The 20,905-nt window shown below is 72.4% G+C and carries 19 protein-coding genes; 9 read left to right on the top strand and 10 right to left on the bottom strand.

Annotation, left to right across the window (positions count from 1 at the left end):
• Positions 1-20 precede the first annotated feature (20 nt).
• The 5 genes from AB0D49_RS38700 to AB0D49_RS38680 form a co-directional block, all read right to left on the bottom strand.
• Entirely contained in the window at positions 21-1,430 is a 1,410-nt protein-coding gene (locus AB0D49_RS38700) for a HAMP domain-containing sensor histidine kinase (protein WP_362767852.1), read from the bottom strand.
• On the bottom strand, positions 1,431-2,255 hold the full coding sequence (locus AB0D49_RS38695; protein ID WP_362767849.1) for a response regulator transcription factor: 825 nt from the start codon (positions 2,253-2,255) through the stop codon (positions 1,431-1,433).
• Positions 2,256-2,374: 119 nt separating this feature from the next.
• The gene (locus AB0D49_RS38690; RefSeq protein ID WP_362767846.1) at positions 2,375-3,028 is read right to left on the bottom strand and encodes an FMN reductase; all 654 of its coding nucleotides are present in this window, start codon (positions 3,026-3,028) and stop codon (positions 2,375-2,377) included.
• Positions 3,025-4,131 carry an LLM class flavin-dependent oxidoreductase gene (locus AB0D49_RS38685; protein WP_362767843.1) on the bottom strand — a complete coding sequence of 369 codons (1,107 nt, stop codon included), beginning with the start codon at positions 4,129-4,131 and terminating at the stop codon, positions 3,025-3,027. Before AB0D49_RS38685 ends, AB0D49_RS38690 begins: the two co-directional genes overlap by 4 nt.
• 81 nt (positions 4,132-4,212) lie before the next feature.
• Positions 4,213-4,827: a TIGR03086 family metal-binding protein gene (locus AB0D49_RS38680; protein WP_362767840.1), complete on the bottom strand. Its 615-nt coding sequence runs from the start codon at positions 4,825-4,827 to the stop codon at positions 4,213-4,215.
• Positions 4,828-4,911: 84 nt separating this feature from the next.
• Here AB0D49_RS38680 and AB0D49_RS38675 point away from each other — a divergent pair, with 84 nt between their 5' ends.
• Entirely contained in the window at positions 4,912-5,736 is an 825-nt protein-coding gene (locus AB0D49_RS38675) for a helix-turn-helix domain-containing protein (RefSeq protein ID WP_362767837.1), read from the top strand.
• Positions 5,737-5,841: 105 nt separating this feature from the next.
• Here the strand turns inward: AB0D49_RS38675 and AB0D49_RS38670 are convergent, their stop codons facing one another.
• On the bottom strand, positions 5,842-6,312 hold the full coding sequence (locus AB0D49_RS38670) for a hypothetical protein (protein WP_362767834.1): 471 nt from the start codon (positions 6,310-6,312) through the stop codon (positions 5,842-5,844).
• A gap of 130 nt (positions 6,313-6,442) precedes the next feature.
• Here AB0D49_RS38670 and AB0D49_RS38665 point away from each other — a divergent pair, with 130 nt between their 5' ends.
• On the top strand, positions 6,443-6,775 hold the full coding sequence (locus AB0D49_RS38665) for a YnfA family protein (protein ID WP_362767831.1): 333 nt from the start codon (positions 6,443-6,445) through the stop codon (positions 6,773-6,775).
• A gap of 52 nt (positions 6,776-6,827) precedes the next feature.
• On the top strand, positions 6,828-7,589 hold the full coding sequence (locus AB0D49_RS38660) for an SDR family oxidoreductase (RefSeq protein WP_362767829.1): 762 nt from the start codon (positions 6,828-6,830) through the stop codon (positions 7,587-7,589).
• Positions 7,590-7,649: 60 nt separating this feature from the next.
• Here AB0D49_RS38660 and AB0D49_RS38655 read toward each other — a convergent pair whose 3' ends face one another.
• Positions 7,650-8,843: an RtcB family protein gene (locus AB0D49_RS38655; RefSeq protein WP_362767827.1), complete on the bottom strand. Its 1,194-nt coding sequence runs from the start codon at positions 8,841-8,843 to the stop codon at positions 7,650-7,652.
• A 266-nt stretch (positions 8,844-9,109) separates the two neighbouring features.
• On the opposite strand from AB0D49_RS38655, the gene AB0D49_RS38650 reads away from it, so the two are divergent.
• The 3 genes from AB0D49_RS38650 (at position 9,110) to AB0D49_RS38640 (ending at position 12,339) form a co-directional block, all read left to right on the top strand.
• Complete coding sequence (locus AB0D49_RS38650; RefSeq protein WP_362767824.1) at positions 9,110-9,934, top strand: DUF3558 domain-containing protein; 825 nt, start codon at positions 9,110-9,112, stop codon at positions 9,932-9,934.
• Between the two features lie 143 nt (positions 9,935-10,077).
• On the top strand, positions 10,078-10,905 hold the full coding sequence (locus tag AB0D49_RS38645; RefSeq protein WP_362767822.1) for a DUF3558 family protein: 828 nt from the start codon (positions 10,078-10,080) through the stop codon (positions 10,903-10,905).
• Positions 10,906-11,010: 105 nt separating this feature from the next.
• Complete coding sequence (locus AB0D49_RS38640; protein ID WP_362767819.1) at positions 11,011-12,339, top strand: DUF2637 domain-containing protein; 1,329 nt, start codon at positions 11,011-11,013, stop codon at positions 12,337-12,339.
• 15 nt (positions 12,340-12,354) lie between these two features.
• Here the strand turns inward: AB0D49_RS38640 and lysS are convergent, their stop codons facing one another.
• Positions 12,355-14,103, bottom strand: a complete 1,749-nt coding sequence (gene lysS / locus AB0D49_RS38635) for a lysine--tRNA ligase (protein WP_362767817.1) — start codon at positions 14,101-14,103, stop codon at positions 12,355-12,357.
• 462 nt (positions 14,104-14,565) lie between these two features.
• On the opposite strand from lysS, the gene argS reads away from it, so the two are divergent.
• Both argS and AB0D49_RS38625 read left to right on the top strand, forming a co-directional pair.
• Positions 14,566-16,335 (top strand): arginine--tRNA ligase, encoded by a 1,770-nt coding sequence (gene argS / locus AB0D49_RS38630; RefSeq protein WP_362767929.1) that lies wholly within the window; start codon positions 14,566-14,568, stop codon positions 16,333-16,335.
• 112 nt (positions 16,336-16,447) lie between these two features.
• Positions 16,448-17,104: an NAD(P)-binding domain-containing protein gene (locus tag AB0D49_RS38625; protein WP_362767814.1), complete on the top strand. Its 657-nt coding sequence runs from the start codon at positions 16,448-16,450 to the stop codon at positions 17,102-17,104.
• Here the strand turns inward: AB0D49_RS38625 and AB0D49_RS38620 are convergent, their stop codons facing one another.
• Complete coding sequence (locus tag AB0D49_RS38620; protein WP_362767811.1) at positions 17,105-18,421, bottom strand: PLP-dependent aminotransferase family protein; 1,317 nt, start codon at positions 18,419-18,421, stop codon at positions 17,105-17,107.
• Positions 18,422-18,567: 146 nt separating this feature from the next.
• Positions 18,568-20,007, bottom strand: coding sequence for a helix-turn-helix transcriptional regulator (locus AB0D49_RS38615; RefSeq protein ID WP_362767808.1), 1,440 nt, complete (start codon positions 20,005-20,007; stop codon positions 18,568-18,570).
• A 227-nt stretch (positions 20,008-20,234) separates the two neighbouring features.
• Here AB0D49_RS38615 and AB0D49_RS38610 point away from each other — a divergent pair, with 227 nt between their 5' ends.
• Positions 20,235-20,900, top strand: coding sequence for a DUF4232 domain-containing protein (locus tag AB0D49_RS38610; RefSeq protein WP_362767805.1), 666 nt, complete (start codon positions 20,235-20,237; stop codon positions 20,898-20,900).
• Positions 20,901-20,905 lie beyond the last annotated feature (5 nt).

The raw sequence follows: 20,905 nt of genomic DNA, 5'->3' as shown, positions 1-20,905 counted from the left end.
CACCTCCAGGGCAGGAACCGTCAGTCCCCGCCGCCGCCCACCGTGAAGCCGACCACCGACCCGCCGCCCTCCCTCCGGTGGGCGAACGGCGTGCCCCCGTGGGCGAGCGCCACCTCGCGGACGATCGACAGCCCGAGCCCCGACCCCGGCAGGGCGCGGGCGTCGGCGGCCCGGAAGAACCGGTCGAAGACCCGGACGAGATCGGCGTCCGCGACCCCCGGCCCCCGGTCCAGCACCTCCACCCGTACCGTCCCCGGCCGGGCCGGACCGGCGACGACGATCTCGATCGGCGCGGTCCCGCCCCGGTCGAACTTGGCCGCGTTCTCCACCAGATTGGTCAGTGCCCGCGTCAGCAGTTGCGGGCGCCCCACGGTCGTGGTGTCCCCGGCGGCCCGCAGCACGATCCGGCGTCCGGTGCGGCGGCGCCCGGCGGCGGCCACGTCCTCGGCGAGTTCGGCGAGGTCGACACGGCGCGGGGGCTCGGTGTCGGACTGTCCGGCGGCCAGCTCCACCAGTTCGTTCACCAGGTCGGTCAGCTCACGCGCCTCGTCGCCGAGGTCGGCGACCAGCTCCTCCCGGGTCTCCGGGGGCAGTTCGTCGATCCGGCGCAGCAGCGAGATGTTGGTCCGCAGCGAGGTCAGCGGGGTGCGCAGCTCGTGCCCGGCGTCCTGGACCAGCCGCCGCTGGTCTTCCTCGGACTGGGCGAGGCGGCCCAGCATCCGGTCGAAGGCCCGGCCGAGCCGCCCCACCTCGTCGCTCCCGGCGACGGGGACGTCGATGCCGAGCCGCCGGGTCCGGGCCACCGCCTCCGCGGCCGAGGTGAGCAGCACCAGCCGTCGGGTGATCCGCCGGGCCAGCCACCAGCCGAACAGCCCGGCGGCGGTCACCACGGCCGCCATCAGCAGCAGGGTGCGCCGCTGGAGGTCGCGCAGCAGATCCTCGGTGTCGCTGAACTCCTGCGCCACCTGCACCGCGCCCCGTGAGTCGCCGAGCGCGACGGTGGCGATCCGGTACACGTCCCCGCCGACGTCCACGTCCTTGTGCACGACCAGCCGCCCGGCGCCGGTCGCCGCCGCGATCCGCCGGTCCCCGTCGGTCACCGGCAGCCCGGGGCTGCCCGGGTCGACGACGGCGCCGTCCGCGCCGAGCACCTGCACATCGGTGCGGGCCGGGCGGACCAGATCGTGGCCGGGGGCGGAGGAGGAGAAGTCCTGCGGGGTCATCCGGCGCTCGCGCACCTCGCCCTGGAGGTCGCGGACCACCTCGTCGAAGACTGACTGCTTGTCCACCCGCAGCAGCCGGGCGGCGGAGCTGTAGGACAGGATGCCGACCAGGACCGTGACGGCCGCCGCGACCAGCGCGAACGACACGGCGAACGTGGTCCGCAGGTTGAGCAGCCGGGGCAGCCGCCCGCTGCGGCCGGGCCCCACTCAGTCCTCCCGCAGCACGTAACCCACGCCGCGGACCGTGTGGATCAGCTGGGGGGCGCCGGGCTCGTCCAGCTTGCGGCGGAGGTAGCCGACGTAGACGGCGAGGTTCTTGGAGCCGGGGCCGAAGTCGTAGCCCCAGATCCGGTCGTAGATGGTGGAGTGGTCGAGGACGATCCCCTCGTTGCGGACCAGCAGCTCCAGCAGCTCGAACTCGGTCCGGGTCAGCTCCAGCTCCCGCCCGCCGCGCCAGACCCGGCGCGCCTCGGGGTCCATCCGCAGCCCGGCGGCGGTGAGCTGCCGGGCGGCTACGGCGGGGGAGGCGGGTGCGGGGGCGGGGGCGGGGGCCGGGGCGGGTGCGGGGGCGGGTTTCGGCTCCACGGCCCGCTCACCGACCGGCAGGTCCACGGCGTCCGGCCCGTCCGACCCGTCGGCGACCCGCCCGTTCCCGTTCCCGTTCCCGTCGGTGCGCCGCAGCAGCGCGCGGAGCCGGGCGAAGACCTCCTCGACGTCGAACGGCTTGACGACATAGTCGTCGGCGCCCGCGTCCAGGCCCGCGATCCGGTCCTGGGTCTCGACCAGCGCGGTCAGCATCAGGATGGGCGTGCGGTCGCCCTCGGCGCGCAGCACCCGGCAGACCTGGAGGCCGTCGATGCCGGGCATCATCACATCCAGCACCAGCACGTCCGGCGGGGTGCGATGGGCGCTGGCCAGCGCCTCGATCCCGTCGGCGACCGCGGTCACCCGGTAGCCCTCCAGGGTGAGGGCACGCTCCAGGGCATTCCGGATCGCGCGGTCGTCTTCGGCGAGGAGCACAGTCGGGGCCACGGACCCAGTGTGGCAAAACCCGGGGGGCGCCCACCTTGTCATGCGCCCGCTGGGTCGGCTTCTTACTGGCCTCTCACCCGGCCCGCCGCCCCCGCCGGACGGCCCGGGTGACGGATGTCTCAGCCCTGCCGCAGCGCGGCCAGCCGCTGCTCGAACGGGACCACCTCGAACGCCGCGTCGGACAGCGCGGCCGGGCTCCGCTCCGGCGACCGCCCGCCGACCGGGCGCGCCCCGGTCACAGCGGCCCCGGCGCCGACGCCGGCGCCCATCAGCGCCGCCAGCTCCGCCGCCGCCCGCTCGATCCGCGCCTCAAGACCTTCCGCGCCCCAGTCCTCCGAGGCCGCGTACACCCCGGTCGGCACGACCGCGGCCCGCAGATAGGAGAAGAGCGGGCGCAGGGCGTGGTCCAGCACCAGGGAGTGCCGGGCGGTGCCGCCGGTCGCGGCGATCAGCACCGGCTTCCCGTCCACCGCGTCCTTGTCGAGCACGTCGAAGAACGACTTGAACAGCCCGCTGTACGACGCCGTGAACACCGGGGTGACCACGATCAGCCCGTCCGCGCCGGTCACCGCGTCCAGCGCGGCGGTGAGCGCGCGGCCGGGGAAGCCGCTGGTGAAGTTGTGGGCGATCGCCACGGCCAGCTCCCGCAGCTCCACCACTCGCACCTCGACCGGGCCGGACGCGGCCCGCCCGGTGGCGGCGGCGAGCCGGTCGGCCAGCAGCCGGGTGGACGAGGGCACGCTCAGCCCCGCCGAGACGACGACCAGCTTCATACGCCGCTCACCTCCGCCTTGCTCTCCGTGGTCCGCTCCGCCGCCACCAGCGAGGCGTGCGTGGGTGCCTCGGGTGCCTCGGGCGAGCGGCCCTTCGCGAACTCCTCGCGCAGCACCGGCACGACCTCCTCGCCGAGCAGGTCGAGCTGCTCCAGGACGGTCTTCAGCGGCAGCCCGGCGTGGTCCAGCAGGAACAGCTGGCGCTGGTAGTCACCGGCGTACGCGCGGAAGGCGAGGGTCTTCTCGATCACCTGCTCCGGCGTGCCCACGGTCAGCGGGGTCTGCTCGGTGAAGTCCTCCAGCGAGGGCCCGTGTCCGTAGACCGGCGCGTTGTCGAAGTACGGCCGGAAATCCCGGACCGCGTCCTGCGAGTTCTTCCGCATGAACACCTGTCCGCCGAGCCCGACGATCGCCTGCTCGGGCGTGCCGTGCCCGTAGTGGGCGAAGCGGCGGCGGTACAGCTCGACCATCCGCTTGGTGTGGTCGGCGGGCCAGAAGATGTTGTTGTGGAAGAAGCCATCCCCGTAGTAGGCGGCCTGCTCGGCGATCTCCGGCGACCGGATCGAACCGTGCCAGACGAACGGGGCCACGCCGTCCAGGGGCCGCGGCGTGGATGTGAAGCCCTGGAGCGGCGAACGGAACTTGCCCTCCCAGTCGACCACGTCCTCCCGCCAGAGCCGGCGCAGCAGCGCGTAGTTCTCGATGGCCAGGTCGATGCCGTCCCGGATGTCCTGGCCGAACCAGGGGTAGACCGGGCCGGTGTTCCCGCGCCCCATCATCAGGTCGACACGGCCGTCGGCGAGCTGCTGGAGCATCGCGTAGTCCTCGGCGATCTTCACCGGGTCGTTGGTGGTGATCAGCGTGGTGGACGTGGACAGGATCAGCCGCTCGGTGCGGGCGGCGATGTACCCGAGCATGGTCGTCGGGGAGGACGGCACGAAGGGCGGGTTGTGGTGCTCGCCGGTGGCGAACACGTCCAGGCCCACTTCCTCGGCCTTGAGCGCGATGGCGACCATGGCCTTGATCCGCTCGCGCTCGGTCGGTGTCCGTCCCGTGGTCGGGTCCGGAGTGACATCCCCGACGCTGAAGATCCCGAACTGCATGGTCACTCACCCTCCAGGTTGTTTACGGTTCAACTATATCCGGAGAACGAGCCGCCCCTCGCCCCTATTCCCGCCCCGACCTCACCCCCGCCCGGCCCACCCCGGGTCACGGCCGGTCCCCGCCAGCAGCCGTTCGAACGCCGAGGCGTCCGCCCCGACCGCCACCGGCTCACCGAACACCCCGGTCGACCGCGCGGTCGGCCCCAGCTCCGCCACCGTCACCGCCAGCCGGTCCACCACCGGCGCCAGCTCCTCGTCCACCGGATAAGGCACGCCCGTGGCCCGCGCCAGATCCCAGCCGTGCACGGTCAGATCCAGCAGCGCCATCGCCCCCACCAGCGGCGCGGGCATCCCCCAGCCCCCCGCCACGCCCTCCTCGGCGCCCGGCGCCGCCCAGGCCGCCACCAGCCGGTCCGTCTCCCCGGCGAACCGCTCCCGCCAGCCCGGCTCCGTGCCGACCAGGTCGGGCACCGCCCCGGAGAAGTCCGCCGTACCCTTCGCGGCCAGCTTCTGGAACTCCACGACCACCTGGAACAGATGGTTGACCAGCGCCTTCACGTCATACTCGGCACAGGGCGTCGATGCCCCCAGCGCCCCGTCGGGCAGCCCGGCCACCAGCGGTACGACCCGTTCCCGGGCCATCCCCAGCAGTTCCGCGATCCCGTACTTCCCACTGTCCGCACGCTCCGTGTCCATGCCCCGACCGTAGGCAGCCCGCCCGCCCCCGGGCTTGAAGAAACGCGACGGACAACCGCGCCGCCCCCGCCGTACGATCCGGACATGTCCGTATCCCGCCCCCGGGACACCCGGGGGATCGTCGACCCGGCCGGGCTGCTGAGCCGGGTGCGGTTCCGGCGGCACCTCCCGGCCGCCCCGCTGCGCCGCCATGTCGAGACGTACTGGCTGATCGACTGGGACCTGCCCGAGCCCTATGTCAGCCAGATCGTGCCGCACCCCTCGGTCAATCTGACCTTCCAGTGGGACGAGTCCGACGGCCCGCCGTACGCCGAGGTCACCGGCATCCCGACCGGTCTGTTCACCCGCCGGGTGGGCGGCCGGGGGCGGGTGTGCGGGGTGAAGTTCCGCCCCGGCGGCTTCCGCCCGTACGTCCCCGCCGTCCCGGCGACCCACTGGACCGGCCGGACGTACCGGGCCCAGGACGTCTTCCCCTCGGTCACCCCGGCCGCGCGGCACGCCCTGACGACCCCCGGGGAACCGGACGGCGACCGGGTGGCCGCCCTGGACACCTTCCTGCTCGCCCTCGCGCCCGACCCGGACCCGCGCGCCGACCTGGCCGGTGACCTGGTCCAGCGCGTCCGCACCGACCGGACGATCCGCCGGGTGGCCGACCTGGCACGGGCCGAGGGCGTCTCGGTCCGGGCGCTCCAGCGGCTGTTCTCGGCCTATGTGGGGGTCGGCCCCAAGTGGGTCATCCTGCGCTACCGGCTCCATGAGGCGCTGGAGCTGGCGGGCACCCACCCGCGCGTCGACTGGGCGGCGCTGGCCGCCGACCTCGGCTACGCGGACCAGGCCCACCTGGTCCGGGACTTCACCGGCACGGTGGGCGTCCCGCCGGCGCTCTACGCGGCCCACGCGGCGCCCTGACCGCCCTGACCGCCCTGCCGAGCGGCGCGGACGCGGGCGGGACTCAGACGTATCGGAGACTGCCAGGACTCAGACGTATCGGAGGCGCCCGGGACTCAGAAGTAGTCAGAAGTAGTAGGTGTCCCCCGTGTCGAGCACGAGCACCCGCTGCCGGTCGTTCTCCCGGTGCCGGTCGACGGCCCCGCCGCCCCACACCGTGTCGAACTCCACCAGCACCTCGGTGGGCGCCTCCCGCAGCCGTACCCGCATCTCGACCGGGCGCCCCACCTCGTCGGCGGCCAGCGCGCCGGTCCGGCACAGCACCACCCGCTCCCCGGACCGGGCGCACCCGGCGGGCAGCTGCTGCCGGTCGGCGAGCGCCGCTGACCAGCGCAGCCGTACGGTCGCGTCGGAGACACCGGCCGGTCCGTGGTTGCGCGGCACGAACCGCAGGTCGACCCGGCCCGCGCTCATCCCGGCGGCCCCGTGATAGGCGAGATCGGCCTCCGGCGGCCCGGCGGCGACCCCGGTCCCGGCCCCCTGCACGACCAGCCCGGCGGCGAGCAGCCCGCCCCCGATCGCCCACGTCAAGCCCATGAGAACCACCACTCTGCGAGAAGGATCCGGCAATCCGACATATCCCCCATAACGCCTTCCGTCACTCGCCCCCCAACAGGTGATCCCCACCGCCGCCGGACCCCGCCCCGCCCCATGCGAAGCTGCCCTCATGCCCGTGCTCCGCTCAGCCGCCCTCTTCGTCGTCGCCGCCCTCTTCGAGATCGGCGGCGCCTGGCTGGTCTGGCAGGGCTACCGGGAGCAGCGCGGCTGGCTCTGGATCACCGGCGGAGTGCTGGCCCTCGGCGCCTACGGATTCGTCGCCACCTTCCAGCCGGACGCCCACTTCGGCCGCGTCCTGGCCGCGTACGGCGGCATCTTCGTGGCGGGCTCGCTCGCCTGGGCCGCCGTCGCGGACGGCTACCGCCCCGACCGCTGGGACCTGACCGGCGCGGCGGTCTGTCTGGCGGGCATGGCGATCATCATGTGGGCGCCACGCAGCTGAAACCCGTGAACCCCTGACCGTGAAACCCAAGGCACCGAGAAGGAGCATCCGCATGTCCCCCTCCCGAATCGCCGTCGTCACCGGCGCGAGCAGCGGTATCGGCGCGGCGACGGCCCGGCGCCTCGCGGCGGCCGGTTACCGGGTCGTCCTGACCGCCCGCCGCAAGGACCGGATCGACGCGCTGGCGGCGGAGATCACCGAGGCGGGCGGCCAGGCCACCTCGTACCCCCTGGACGTCACCGACCGGGCCGCGGTGGACGAGTTCGCGACCGCCTTCAAGACGATCGCCCTGCTGGTCAACAACGCGGGCGGCGCGCTGGGCCTGGACCCGGTGGAGAGCGGCGACCCGGCGGACTGGCGCCGGATGTACGAGACGAACGTGCTCGGCACCCTCCAGGTCACCCAGGCGCTGCTGCCCCGGCTGGAGGCGAGCGGCGACGGCACGGTGGTCGTCGTCTCCTCGACCGCGGGCCTCGCCACCTACGAGGGCGGCGCGGGCTACGCCGCCGCCAAGCACGGCGCCCATGTGCTGGCCGAGACCCTCCGGCTGGAGATCGTCGGCCGCCCGGTGCGGGTGATCGAGATCGCCCCGGGCCTGGTGAAGACCGACGAGTTCGCCCTGACCCGGTTCGGCGGCGACGAGGCCCGCGCCGCCAAGGTCTACGAGGGGGTCGCGGCGCCGCTGACCGCCGACGACATCGCCGACACCATCACCTGGGCGGTCACCCGCCCCAGCCATGTCAACATCGATCTGCTGGTGGTCCGCCCGCGGGCCCAGGCGTCCAACACCAAGCTCCACCGCGAACAGGGCTGACGCACGACGCCCCTGGCCGACACCCCGTCACGGAGGATCTCGACCAGGGGCGTCCGGCACTCAGCCCTTGACGCACACCACCTGCTTCAGCTTCGCCACCACCCGCACCAGATCCCGCTGCTGCTCGATGACCTGGTCGATGTTCTTGTAGGCGGCCGGGATCTCGTCCACGACACCCGAGTCCTTACGGCACTCCACGCCCCGCGTCTGGTCCTCCAGATCCCGGGTGGAGAACTGCCGCTTGGCCGCGTTGCGGCTCATCCGCCGCCCGGCGCCGTGCGAGGCCGAGTTGAAGGACTTGGCGTTGCCGAGCCCCTGCACGATGTACGAACCCGTGCCCATCGAGCCCGGGATGATCCCGTACTCGCCGGACCCGGCCCGGATCGCGCCCTTGCGGGTCACCAGCAGATCCATCCCGTCGTACCGCTCCTCCGCCACATAGTTGTGGTGGCAGGAGATCTCCCGCTCGAAGGCGGGGCGCGCCTTCTTGAACTCCTTGCGGACGACGTCCTTGAGCAGGGCCATCATGAGCGTGCGGTTGTACTTGGCGTACTCCTGCGCCCAGAACAGATCGTTGCGGTAGGCCGCCATCTGCGGGGTGTCGGCGACGAAGACGGCGAGGTCACGATCGACCAGGCCCTGGTTGTGCGGCAGCCCCTGGGCGATCCCGATGTGATGCTCCGCCAGCTCCTTGCCGATGTTGCGCGAACCGGAGTGCAGCATCAGCCAGACCGAGCCCTCCGTGTCCGTGCAGACCTCGACGAAGTGGTTGCCCGAGCCGAGCGTCCCCATCTGCTTCCCGGCCCGCTCCTGACGGAACCGCACCGCCTCGGCGACCCCGTCGAACCGCTTCCAGAAGCCGTCCCATCCGGCCGTCGCCAGCCCGTGGAACCGCCCCGGGTCGACGGGCTCGTCATGCATCCCGCGGCCGACCGGGATCGCCTGCTCGATCTTCGTACGCAGCCGGGACAGATCGCCGGGCAGGTCGTTCGCCGTCAGGGAGGTCTTCACCGCGGACATTCCGCAGCCGATGTCGACCCCGACCGCCGCCGGGCAGACCGCGCCCCGCATCGCGATCACCGAACCGACCGTCGCGCCCTTGCCGTAGTGCACGTCGGGCATCACCGCGAGCCCCTCGATCCAGGGCAGCGTGGCCACATTGCGCAGCTGCTGCATCGCGCCGTTCTCGACGGTCGACGGATCGGCCCACATCCGGATGGGAACCCGCGCCCCCGGCACCTCTACGTACGACATTCCATCCCCCAGGACGAGAACGAAAACACCAGAACCAAAACACCAGAAAGAAAAGCAAAAGCCTGAAATCGCAAAACCGGCGCCAAGATCAAGGAAAGGGACAACGGACCGGCGTCCACGGCTCGGCGTGCGATACACATGGTGCCCGGCGGGCACCCCCGCGCAGCAACCGAATAACCTGCGGGGACACTGGAGTGACGACCACCCGGCACCCCCGCCGCCGACGCGCCGAACCCAGTCGAACCCCCGTCGAGAGGAGCCTGACCGTGCAGCGGAAGGCGTACGTATCCGGCGTCGCCACCCTCCTCGCCGCCCTGCTGGCCGGCTGCACCGGAGGCTCCGGCGAGAGCGGCGAGAGCGACAACGCCAACCCCGGCGACGCCGGAACGGCCACCACCGCCGCCGAGCCCGGCCGGTACCGCACCCTGCCCGAGCCGTGCGGGGTGATCGGCGAGGACACCCTCGACTCACTGCTCCCCGGCATCCAGGAGATGCCGGACGAACAGCAGCGCGTCCAGGCGTACGAGGGCGAGGCGACCCTCACGTACGACACGGACCGCAAGGTCGGCTGCCGCTGGAAGGTCGAGTCGGCCACCGCGACGGACCATCTCCTGGTCGACTTCGAGCGCGTGGTGTCGTACGACACCGCCGTGAGCGACGCGGGCCAGGCCGAGCAGCTCTTCGCGGCCAAGCAGGACGCCGCGGACCTCCCGGAACCGACCTCGACCCCGACCGCGTCCGACACCCCGTCATCCCCGCCGCCCCCGTCGTCCTCCCCGTCGACGACCCCCTCCTCCTCCACCTCGGCGACAACCTCCACCTCCCCGTCCCCCTCAACGTCCCCCACCGATCTCCAGCCGCGCACCCTCGACGGTCTCGGCGACGAGGCGTTCCTCGACGACGCGCTCAGCGGCTCGGGTTCGACCGCTCAGCAGCGCACGGTGACTGTGGCGTTCCGCACGTCCAACGTCATCGTCACGATCGCCTACGAGGAGCAGCCGGGCACCGTCGGCGCGGTCCCGGACAGCGAGGACATGCAGGACAAAGCCCGGAATCTGGCGGCCCGGCTGGCGGATTCACTGTCCGGCTGACGACATGTGACACGTTCCACACCCATGCCCGTGAAGCAGGCGAACCCGGCTCACCCGGGTTCTTCACCGCGTACCGTGGCCCCCCGGACCCCGATCCGATGGCAGGAAGCACGTACGTCATGAGTGAAGGAACCACGCAGCCCATGCAGCGACGAGCACAGCGAGCCGACCGGAACACCCCCCTGCGCAAGGGCCGGGTGCTGATCGCGGCGGCGGCCGTGCCCGTGCTGCTGCTGACGGCGGCCTGCTCCTCCGGCTCGGACGGCGCGAGCGACGGCGGCGGTGACGACGCGAAGCAGGCGTCCGGGAGCGCCGCCGCCTCGGCGAGCCCCTCCCCCACCGTGCAGGCGGCGGCGTACGGGCAACTGCCCGATGTGTGCGCCGTACTGCCGAAGAAGACGCTGGAAGACCTGGTGCCGGAGGGCGTCAAGGGCAAGGAGGGCACGTCCGGCGACACCACGACCCGGGCCAGCTGCTCCTGGAGCAGCCTGGACAACAACGGCGTGGACGGCTCGCAGTTCCGCTGGCTGAACGTCTCCCTGCTGCGCTTCGAGTCGGACGCCACCCGCGGCTCGGGCGCCGAACTGGCCCAGGAGTACTACGAGAAGCAGGTCACCGACGCCAAGGCGGTGGAGGGCGCCACCGGCATGAAGGCGGAGCCGCTGACCGGCACCGGCGAGGCGGCCACGGCCCTGCGCTACGACCTGAAGAAGAAGGAGGGCGCCTTCAAGCAGCAGACGGTGGTCGCCCGGGTCGAGAACGTGGTCGTGACCCTGGACTACAACGGCGCCGGTCTGGCGGGCGAGAAGGCCCCGAACGCGGCCGAGTTGCTGAAGGACGCGAAGGCGGCGGCGAAGGCGGCCGTCACGTCGGTGACCAAGGCGAACGCCCCCGGCGCCGGCTCCTCGGCGGCCCCCTCCGAGAAGTCCTCCTCCGCCCCGTCCGCCACCGCCTCCACCGCGAAGAGCTGACGTCGCAGTCGTCACGGACCGGAGACCGACCCCCCGTCCCTCGCTCACATGTGCCACTCTGTTGGCCGCGCACGAGCAACGACACACAGGGGGAGGGGAGTACGGGTGGCCGCGCCACTTCAGCTGACCCGGACGCACCGGGTTCTCATCGGTCTGGTCGTCTTCGGTGCCGTGATCATCGCGGGCATCGGATTCGCGGGTTCGTACGCGGCGGTCCGCGAACTGGCCCTGGACAAGGGCTTCGGGAACTTCAGCTATGTCTTCCCGATCGGCATCGACGCGGGTATCTGCGTCCTGCTCGCCCTGGACCTGCTGCTCACCTGGATCCGCATCCCGTTCCCGCTGCTGCGGCAGACGGCGTGGCTGCTGACCGCCGCGACGATCGCCTTCAACGGCGCGGCGGCCTGGCCGGACCCGCTGGGCGTCGGTATGCACGGCGTCATCCCGATCCTGTTCGTGGTCTCGGTCGAGGCGGCCCGGCACGCGATCGGCCGGATCGCCGACATCACCGCCGACAAGCACATGGAGGGCGTCCGGCTGACCCGCTGGCTGCTCTCCCCGGTGCCCACGTTCCTGCTCTGGCGCCGGATGAAACTGTGGGAGCTGCGCTCCTACGACCAGGTGATCAAGCTGGAGCAGGAGCGCCTCGTCTACCAGGCCCGGCTGCGCTCCCGCTACGGCCGCGCCTGGCGCCGCAAGGCCCCGGTCGAGTCCCTGATGCCGCTGCGCCTGGCCAAGTACGGCGTCCCCCTCGCGGACACGGCCCCGGCGGGCCTGGCGGCGGCGGGCATCGAACCGGCGCTGATCCCCCCGCCCCCACCGGCGCGCGAACTCCCGGCGGGCACCGACCCCGCCGACCGTGCCATCCGCGCCGAGGACCAGGCACCGGCGACAGCGGCACCTCAGCCCCCCGCCCCCGAAGAGCACCGGGACTGGCCCACCGAGGCCACCGCGGTCCCGCCCCCTCAGGACCAGCTGCCCCCCGACCCCCAGAGCCCCTGGTTCACGGCCCCCCAGCAGGTCGACTACCAGGGCTCCTACGACCCCGCCTACAACCCCGGCGAGCAGTACGCCGAGTGGTACGAGGAGCAGCGGCGCTACGAGCAGCAGGCGGCCCCCTACGAGGAGCCCCCGCTGGACCCGCCCCCCTCACCGGAGGACACCGGCACGTTCCCGATCCCGGTGAGCCCCGGCCGGACCCGTGAACTGGGCGAGGGCGGCGGCACCGCCCCCTTCGAACCGTCGGACGACGACCTGTACCAGGTCTTCAAGCAGTCCATAGCGGGCGGCACCGGCTACCCCACGCCGCGCGAGTTCAGCGACGACGTGGAGGCCACCTACGGCGACCAGGTCCCGGACGCGGACGCGAAGCGCATGGTCCTGCGCTTCCAGAAGCGCCACATGGCGGACATGGAGGACGAACACATCGCGTGACCGCGACCTGGGCCGCTACGCGGCGAGCAGCAGCCGCACCCGCTCCTGCCCGACCGCCAGCAGCAGCGTGGGCAGCCGGGGCCCGGTGTCCCGCCCGACCAGCAGGTGGTACAGCAGGGCGAAGAACGACCGCTGGGCCGCCTTGATCTCGGCCGGCAGCTCCTTGGGCGTGGCATCGGCGGAGAACCCGGCCTGGACCTTGGGCACGCCGTAGACGAGATGGGTGAGCCCGTCCAGCGACCAGTTCGCGGCGAGTCCGTCGAGCAGCAGCCGCAGGGACTCCCGCCCCTGGTCGTCCAGCGACTTCAGCAACTCGGTGTCGGGCTCGGCCCGGACGATGGTGCGCTGGTCGGCGGGGACCTGGGTGTTGATCCACGCCTCGGCCTTGTCGAACCGGGGCCGCACCGCGTCCAGCGAGTCGAGCGGCTGCTCGGGGTCCAGCTCGGACAGAATCCGCAGGGCCTGGTCGGCATGTCCGGCGGTGATGTCGGCGACGGAAGCGAGCGTCCGGTACGGCATCGGCCGGGGCGTCCGGGGAAGCGGCCCGGCGGCGGTACCGACGGCCCGCGCGTGCCCGGCGACATCCCCGGGCAGCGCGCTCCCGTCCCCGACCTTCCCGTCCAGCCGGTCCCACTCGTCGTAGAGCCGCTGGATCTCCTGATCGAAGGCGATCTTGAAGGACTGGTTGGGGCGGCGGCGGGCGTAGAGCCAGCGCAGCAGCTGGGGTTCCATGATCTTCAGCGCGTCGGCGGGCGTCGGCACCCCACCGCGCGAGGAGGACATCTTGGCCATCCCGGAGATCCCGACGAAGGCGTACATGGGCCCGATGGGCTGCTGCCCGCCGAAGATGCCGACGATCTGCCCGCCGACCTGGAAGCTGGACCCCGGCGAGGAGTGGTCGACACCGCTGGGCTCGAAGACGACGCCCTCGTAGGCCCAGCGCATGGGCCAGTCGACCTTCCACACCAGCTTGCCGCGGTTGAACTCGTTCAGCCGGACGGTCTCGGAGAAACCGCAGGCACCGCAGGAGTAGGTCAGCTCGGTGGTGTCGTCGTCGTACGAGGTGACGGTGGTGAGGTCCTTCTCGCAGTTCCCGCAGTAGGGCTTGTACGGGAAGTACCCGGCGGTCCCGGACGACCCGTCGTCCTCCCCCGCGGCCCCGGACCCTTCAGCGGCCTCGACCTCGGCCGCGTCCACCGCCTTCTGCGTCTTCTTGACCGCTCCACCGGCCTTCTGCTTGGTCCGATACTGATCAAGAACGGCGTCGATGTCGGCCCGGTGCCGCATGGCGTGCAGGATCTGCGCCCGGTACACCCCGGAGGTGTACTGCGCGGTCTGGCTGATCCCGTCGAACTCCACGCCCATCTCGCCGAGCGCCTCGACCATGGCGGCCTTGAAGTGCTCGGACCAGTTCGGATGGGCGGAGCCGTGCGGCGCGGGGACGGAGGTGAGCGGCTTGCCGATGTGCTCGGCCCAGGTCTTGTCGACCCCGGGGATCCCCTCGGGCACCTTGCGGTAGCGGTCGTAGTCGTCCCAGGAGATCAGATGCCGCACCTCGTACCCCCGGCGCCGGATCTCGTCCGCGACCAGGTGGGGGGTCATGACCTCCCGGAGGTTGCCCAGGTGGATGGGCCCGGACGGGGAGAGCCCCGACGCGACGACGACCGGTTTGCCCGGGGCCCGGCGCTCCGACTCCTCGATGACCTCATCCGCGAAACGGGAGACCCAGTCGGTGGTCTCGGTGCTCTGAGCCACGATCGGCACGTCCTTCTTCCTCCAGACCCAACCGGCGACACCCACCGGCCAACACACCCATCATCCTCCCAGCAACCCCCCAAACGACGAAAACCCCTTTCCCCCCAAGATCGGCAGGCGCAGCCGCCGCTCGGGGGCGCGGGGAACTGCGCGCCCAGCCCCCACCGCCCCGCACCGACATCCGACCGGCGGCGGAGCCGCCGTCCAGGGGCGCGGGGAACTGCGCGACCAGCCCCCACCGCCCCGCAGACACAATCCCCAGGGGCGCGGGGAACTGCGCAAAGAAACCCACCGCCCCGCACTCAGGGGCGCGGGGAACTGCGCAAAAAAACCCACCGCCCCGCACAGCCACCCAACCCGCACCACAGCCCCTCCCCCCACCCCCACCCACCACACCGAAAAAACCCCTACACCCCCCATGAAATACTGACCGTGTCTAACAATCCCCACGAGGAGAACGGCACCCACCTCATGGCCTCGGTCACCTCACTCACCGCCGCAGTGGACGCACACCTGGCCACCGCCCTCACGGCCACCCTCCCGCAAACCGTCGGAGACCCCCTGCTGCGCCGAAGCGACCGAGCCGACTTCCAGGCCAACGGCATCCTCGCGCTGGCCAAGAAGGAGCGGCGCAACCCCCGCGAGCTGGCCACCGAGGTCGTCGCGAACGTCACCACGGGCAGGCTGATCCAGGACATCGAGGTCTCCGGCCCCGGCTTCCTGAACATCACGGTCACCGACACCGCGATCACCACCAACCTCGCGGAGCGCTACGCCGACGACACGGGCCGCCTCGGCGTCCCCCCCGCCCCCCACCCCGGCACGACCGTCATCGACTACGCCCAGCCCAACGTGGCCAAGGAGATGCACGTCGGCCACCTCCGCTCCGCGGTGATCGGCGACGCCGTCGTCCAGCTGCTGGAGTTCACCGGCGAGACCGTGGTCCGGCGCCACCACATCGGCGACTGGGGCACCCAGTTCGGGATGCTGATCCAGTACCTGGACGAGCACCCGCACGAACTGGACCACCAGAGCACCGGGGCCACCGAGGTCACCGGCGAGGAGGCGATGTCCAACCTGGACCGCCTCTACAAGGCCGCGCGCCGCCTGTTCGACACGGACGAGGAGTTCAAGACCCGCGCCCGGCGCCGGGTGGTGGACCTCCAGGCCGGCGACGCCCGCACGCTCGCGAGCTGGCAGAAGTTCGTGGACGAGTCGAAGATCTACTTCTTCTCGGTCTTCGAGAAGCTGGACATGGAGATCCGGGACCCGGACATCGTCGGTGAGTCCGGCTACAACGACATGCTCGCCGAGACCTGCCGCCTGCTGGAGGAGTCCGGCGTCGCGGTCCGCAGCGAGGGCGCGCTGTGCGTGTTCTTCGACGACATCAAGGGCCCGGACGGCAACCCGGTCCCGCTGATCGTGCAGAAGTCGGACGGCGGCTACGGCTACGCGGCCACCGACCTCTCGGCGGTCCGCGACCGCGTCTTCCAGCTGAAGGCGGACACCCTGCTCTATGTGGTGGACGCCCGGCAGTCCCTGCACTTCCGGATGGTGTTCGAGACCGCCCGCCGGGCGGGCTGGCTGAACGACGACGTCAAGGCGCACCAGCTGGCCTTCGGCACGGTCCTCGGCAAGGACGGCAAGCCGTTCAAGACCCGTGAGGGCGAGACCGTACGGCTGGTGGATCTGCTGGACGAGGCGGTCGAGCGGGCCTCCGCGGTCGTCCGGGAGAAGGCGCGGGACCTGTCCGAGGCGGAGATCGCCGAGCGCGGGACGCAGGTCGGCATCGGCGCGGTGAAGTACGCGGACCTGTCGACGTCGGCGAGCCGGGACTACAAGTTCGACCTGGACCAGATGGTGTCGCTGCACGGGGACACCTCGGTGTACCTCCAGTACGCGTACGCCCGGATCAGGTCGATCCTGCGCAAGGCGGGCGAGGTCCGCCCGGCCGCGCACCCGGAGGTGGCGCTGCACCCGGCGGAGCGGGCGCTGGGCCTGCATCTCGACGCGTTCGGGGCGACGGTGGCGGAGGCGGCCGAGGAGTACGCGCCGCACAAGCTGGCCGCGTATCTGTACCAGCTCGCGTCGCACCTCACCACGTTCTACGACAAGTGTCCGGTGCTGAAGGCGGAGACGCCCCAGCAGGTCGAGAACCGGCTGTTCCTGTGCGATCTGACGGGCCGTACGCTCCACCAGGGCATGGCGCTGCTCGGCATCCGCACGCCCGAACGGCTCTGAGACCCGGCTCCGCGACTCGGCCGGAAGACCGAGGCCGGGGGCCGGGGACGTAGGTCCCGTCTGGTCCCCCGGCCCGATCCCCACGACCGGCCCGCCCCCCTAGCGTCCCGGTATGCGAACTGACACCGGTACCCCTCTTCCTCCCCTGCGCGTCGGCGTCCTCGGCACCGGCAATGTGGCCCGTGCCCTCGCCCCCGGCTGGATCGCGGCCGGCCATGACGTCCTGCTCGGCTCACGCACCCCGGCGGCCCGCAAGCCGGAGTGGGGCGACCTGCCGGTGGCGTCGCTCCCCGACACGGCCGCCCACGCCGAGGTCCTGGTGAACGTCACGCCCGGCACGGAGTCCGTCACCGTCCTCGGCGGTCTCGACCCGGCCGACCTGAGCGGCAAGGTCCTGATGGACATCGCGGTCGGTTTCACCCCCGAGGGGAGGCTCTCGCACCTCGAAGAGTCCCTGGGGGAGGAGATCCAGCGGACGTTCCCGCGGCTCAGGGTGGTGAAGACGTTCACCACGGTGGACTGCGCGGTGATGGCGGACCCGGCGCTGCTGACCGGGCCCAGCACCCAGTTCCTGTCCGGGGACGACCCGGACGCCAAGCGGGTCGTCGCCCGGCTGATGACCGACCTCGGCTGGCCCGAGGAGGCGTTGCTGGACCTCGGCGGGATCGGCGCGGCGGCCGGTCAGGAGCATGTGGCGTATCTGTTCGTGGCCATCGCCCGGTCGCTCGGCGACTACCGCTTCAGCCTGCGGGTCGTCCCCCCGAAGTAGTCACGCGTTCTCCCCGCTCCCCACGAGCCCGGCCCGCAGCCTGCGCAGCCCCTCCGCGATCTCCTCCGGGGTCTGGGTGACGAAGCAGAGCCGCAGGGTGGCCCGGTCGGGTTCGCCGGTGAAGAAGGGGGCGCCCGGCACATAGGCCACATCGTGCGCGACGACCCGCGGCAGCAGCGCGGTGGTGTCGTACGCCTGGGGCAGCCGGGCCCAGAGGAACATGCCGCCCTCGGGCCGGTTCCAGGTGGAGCCCTCGGGCAGGGCGGCGGGCAGCCCGGCGAGCATGGCGTCCCGCCGCTCCCGGTAGGCGGCGGCGACCCGGCCGACATGGGCGTCCAGGTCACGGTCGGCGAGATAGCGGGCGGCGGCGCACTGGTTGACGGTCGGGGTGTGCAGATCGGCGGCCTGTTTGACGACCACGCAGGCGCGCAGCAGTGCGGTGGGCGCGCGCAGCCAGCCGAGCCGCAGACCGGGCGCCATGACCTTGGAGAAGGAGCCGAGCAGCGCCACCCGGTCCTCCGCGCCGGGCTGCGCGGCGATCCACGGCACCCGCTCGCCGTCGAAGCGGAGTTCGCCGTACGGGTCGTCCTCGACGATCCACAGTCCGCGCCGGGCGGCGACGGCCGCGACGGCGGCCCGGCGGTCGGCGGGCAGCGTACGGCCGGTGGGGTTCTGGAAGGTGGGGACGGTGTAGAGCAGCTTGGGCCGCTCCCGCACCACCAGCTCCTCCAGCGCCTCGGGATCGATCCCGTACGCGTCCCCCGGCACCGCCACCACCCGCGCCCCGGCGAAGCCGAACGCCTGGAGCGCGGCGAGGTAGCAGGGGTTCTCCACCAGCACCGTGTCACCGGGTTCGAGCAGGGCCGTGGCGACCAGCGCCAGTGCCTGCTGGGACCCGGTGGTGACGATCAGGTCCCCGGCACCGGTGGCGAGCCCGCGCCCCCGGTACCGCCCGGCCAGCCCCTCCCGCAACGCGGGCTCGCCCTCGGTCGTCGCGTACTGGAGCGCCCGCCGCGGCGACTCCGCCAGCACCGCCCGGAACGCCGCCGCGATGCCCTCCGTGTCGAACAGCTCGGGCGCGGGCAGCCCCCCGGCGAAGTTGATCATCTCGGGCCGGGCGGTCACGGCGAGGATGTCCCGCACCGGCGATCCCCCGACGGCCCGCGCCCGCCCGGCGAGCGGAGGAAGCGCGGCCGGACCGACGACACCGGCCGGGGCCGGGGCCGGGGACGGAGACGGAGACGGGGACGGGGTCGGAGACAGAGACGGGTCGAGGGACGGGTCGAGGGGCGAGGCTGCGGGCTCGGCAAGCGTCATGGCGGCGGCTCCTTGGGCGGCTCGATCCGCGCATGTTACGGAGATGACTGCACCCTGCACAGACTTTTCCGCGATCCGGACACCGCGCCCGGCCGCGCAGCCCCGGTCAGAGCCAGTCGGAGCCGATCAGGTCCGGTCAGGTTCGGTCAGGGCCCGCCTTCCGGGTCCCCCTCGGTCCCGTCCTGCGCGTCGCCCCATCCCTCGGCGCCGACCGGGAACTGATACCCCGGCCGCCCGTTGTTCCCGCTCGTCCGGAACGGCCGCCCGGAGTCGTCCACCACGACGGTCCCCTCCCGGTCCCCGCTGGACCAGTGCAGCTCCAGGTACCAGGTCACGTCGTACGCCGAGGCGTCCGCGGTGACCTCGAAGACCTCGGGATCCGACTCGCTCACCTTGAACGGGAAGTCGGGCTGCCCGGCCCCGGCCACCACCTCGGGCCGCGCCCCGTCGAGCGCCACGGTGAACGGCCGGGTCGGCACCCGTCCGCCGCATCCCACGCCCATCACATAGTCGTTCCAGGCGAGCGGTGTGCCCCGCTCCACCACCCGGACCTGGAGCCCCTCCACGACCACCGTCCGCGCTCCGGTGCCCTGCACGGTCAGCCGCAGCAACTGCTCCCCCGCCGACACCGCCTTGTACGCCCCCACCCAGGCGGGCGCGTCCTGCTCCACGGGCGGCGGCCCGACGTCCGCCGGTCCCCGGTCGATCAAGTAGTGCTGGGAACAGGGCCCTTCCCAGGCATAGGGCCGGGTGTGAACGGTGAGCGGCGGCGGCGCGGAGCCTTCGGCGGTCGCGGGCGCCCGGCCACCGGACGGCACGGACGGCGAGGCGGACGGCGAGCCGCTCACGGCGGCGGACGATCCGCTCGGGGAGACGGACGCGGAGGGCACGGGCGACGAGGCGGCGGGACCGGACGGCGTCCCCGAGGCCGAGTCATCGGGTGCGGCGGCTCCCACGGCCCCCTCCCGCCCGTCCAGCCCGGTGTCCGGCGAGGGCAGCCCCACGACGAGCGCGACGGTCGCGAGCACGGCGGCCACGGCGACCCCGGCGAGCACCCCGGTACGCCGCCGCAGCCGGCGGACCGGCCCGACGGACAGCGACCGAGGCGCCCCGGGCAACTCACCACCGCCCGCGACCTCACCGACACCCCGCTCGACGACCTCCTCGACGGACTGCTCAACAGGCCCGTCAACAGACCCATCGACAGGCCCATCGACTGACCCGCCAACAGGCTCGACAGCCGACCCCTCGGCAGGCCCGACGACCGGCGCCTCGACGGCCCCCTCGACCGACCCCTCCACTGACCCCTCTTGGGCCTTCTTGGCACCGCCGCTCCCGCGCATCGCGTCGGCGAGCACCCACCGCCGATGCAGCTCGACCAGCTCCTGCGGGCTGGCCCGGCACAACCGGGCGAACCGTTCGACGGGCGCGTAGTCGGTGGGGACGGCGTCCCCGTTGCAGTAGCGGTGCAGTGTCGACGTACTCATATGGAGCCGCCTGGCGAGTGCCCCGTAGCTGAGTCCGGAGCGGTCCTTCAACTCCCGCAGCAGTCCCGCGAACCCGTCCTCCGCGCTGCCCACCGACACGGTTCCTCCATCCCCTCGGCCGATTCCCCGTTCCACGTCCCGTCCCAGGGGAACGACGTATCTCCAGGTCAGACGGTTGCAGTCATTCCAGCGTCCCGAATGACCCGGCATCGCTGGCGGTCGGGACGGGACAGCGGACAAGCTCTGGTCATCCAAGCACGCCGCCCCGCCCACCGATCGGGCGCCCATCGGCCGCTGCCTCAGTCCACACAGAAACGGGGACTCCCATGGGTACGTTCCGCTCCGCCCGTCTGCTCGCCGCCACGGGCGCGGTGCTCACCGCCGTAGCCCTGACCGCCTGTGAGAACGGCACGGGCACCCGTGACGAGGGCGCGGCGACCCTGACGGAACAGTCCCCCGGGACGACGCAGAACACGAAGTCCGAGCAGACCACGCAGAGCGCCCCCTCGGCCCGCGCCTCGGACCGCGCCTCGGACCCGTCCTCGGACGAGGAGGACATGGCGTCGGACCTGACGATCTGCAACGGCACCAACACCCGCACGACCCTCCAGGAGGTCCCCCGCCCCCTGAACCACATGCTGATGACGATCACCAACACCGGCGCGGAGCGCTGTGCGCTGATGTACTACCCGGTGCTCCGCTTCGACGAGATGCAGTGGGTGCCGCAGGCCATCGAGGACAGCAAGCCGCAGTCGGTGCCGATGCTGGAGCCGGGCGACTCCGGCTACGCGGGCGTCCTGCTGAGCGCGGCGGACGGTTCGGGCACGGGCGGCGACACCGGCCGCAAGCTGACGGTGATGTTCCAGGGCGGGACGCCGAACAGCGACGGCGGCCCGTCGGCGACGCCCGCGCTCCCCGCCGGGGGCGTGTACTACGACAGCGCGCTGTCGGTGACGTACTGGCAGAGCGAGCCGGACGCCGCCCTCCGCTGACGTCT

It is taken from the genome of Streptomyces sp. NPDC048290, assembly GCF_040652095.1.
In the GTDB taxonomy this organism is placed as follows: Bacteria; Actinomycetota; Actinomycetes; order Streptomycetales; family Streptomycetaceae; genus Streptomyces.
Note: the sequence above shows the minus strand (reverse complement) of the source record. Positions and strands in the feature narration are given on the sequence as shown.

What these genes read in the sequence shown, in the direction of transcription:
- AB0D49_RS38645 (WP_362767822.1), top strand. Translation starts at nt 10,078, where the DNA reads ATGCAGCGACGAGCACAGCGAGCCGACCGGAACACCCCCCTGCGCAAG.
- AB0D49_RS38625 (WP_362767814.1), top strand. Translation starts at nt 16,448, where the DNA reads ATGCGAACTGACACCGGTACCCCTCTTCCTCCCCTGCGCGTCGGCGTC.
- argS (WP_362767929.1), top strand. Translation starts at nt 14,566, where the DNA reads ATGGCCTCGGTCACCTCACTCACCGCCGCAGTGGACGCACACCTGGCC.
- AB0D49_RS38690 (WP_362767846.1), bottom strand. Translation starts at nt 3,028, where the DNA reads ATGAAGCTGGTCGTCGTCTCGGCGGGGCTGAGCGTGCCCTCGTCCACC.
- AB0D49_RS38660 (WP_362767829.1), top strand. Translation starts at nt 6,828, where the DNA reads ATGTCCCCCTCCCGAATCGCCGTCGTCACCGGCGCGAGCAGCGGTATC.
- AB0D49_RS38685 (WP_362767843.1), bottom strand. Translation starts at nt 4,131, where the DNA reads ATGCAGTTCGGGATCTTCAGCGTCGGGGATGTCACTCCGGACCCGACC.
- AB0D49_RS38610 (WP_362767805.1), top strand. Translation starts at nt 20,235, where the DNA reads ATGGGTACGTTCCGCTCCGCCCGTCTGCTCGCCGCCACGGGCGCGGTG.
- AB0D49_RS38620 (WP_362767811.1), bottom strand. Translation starts at nt 18,421, where the DNA reads ATGACGCTTGCCGAGCCCGCAGCCTCGCCCCTCGACCCGTCCCTCGAC.
- AB0D49_RS38675 (WP_362767837.1), top strand. Translation starts at nt 4,912, where the DNA reads ATGTCCGTATCCCGCCCCCGGGACACCCGGGGGATCGTCGACCCGGCC.
- AB0D49_RS38670 (WP_362767834.1), bottom strand. Translation starts at nt 6,312, where the DNA reads ATGGGCTTGACGTGGGCGATCGGGGGCGGGCTGCTCGCCGCCGGGCTG.
- AB0D49_RS38680 (WP_362767840.1), bottom strand. Translation starts at nt 4,827, where the DNA reads ATGGACACGGAGCGTGCGGACAGTGGGAAGTACGGGATCGCGGAACTG.
- AB0D49_RS38655 (WP_362767827.1), bottom strand. Translation starts at nt 8,843, where the DNA reads ATGTCGTACGTAGAGGTGCCGGGGGCGCGGGTTCCCATCCGGATGTGG.
- AB0D49_RS38665 (WP_362767831.1), top strand. Translation starts at nt 6,443, where the DNA reads ATGCCCGTGCTCCGCTCAGCCGCCCTCTTCGTCGTCGCCGCCCTCTTC.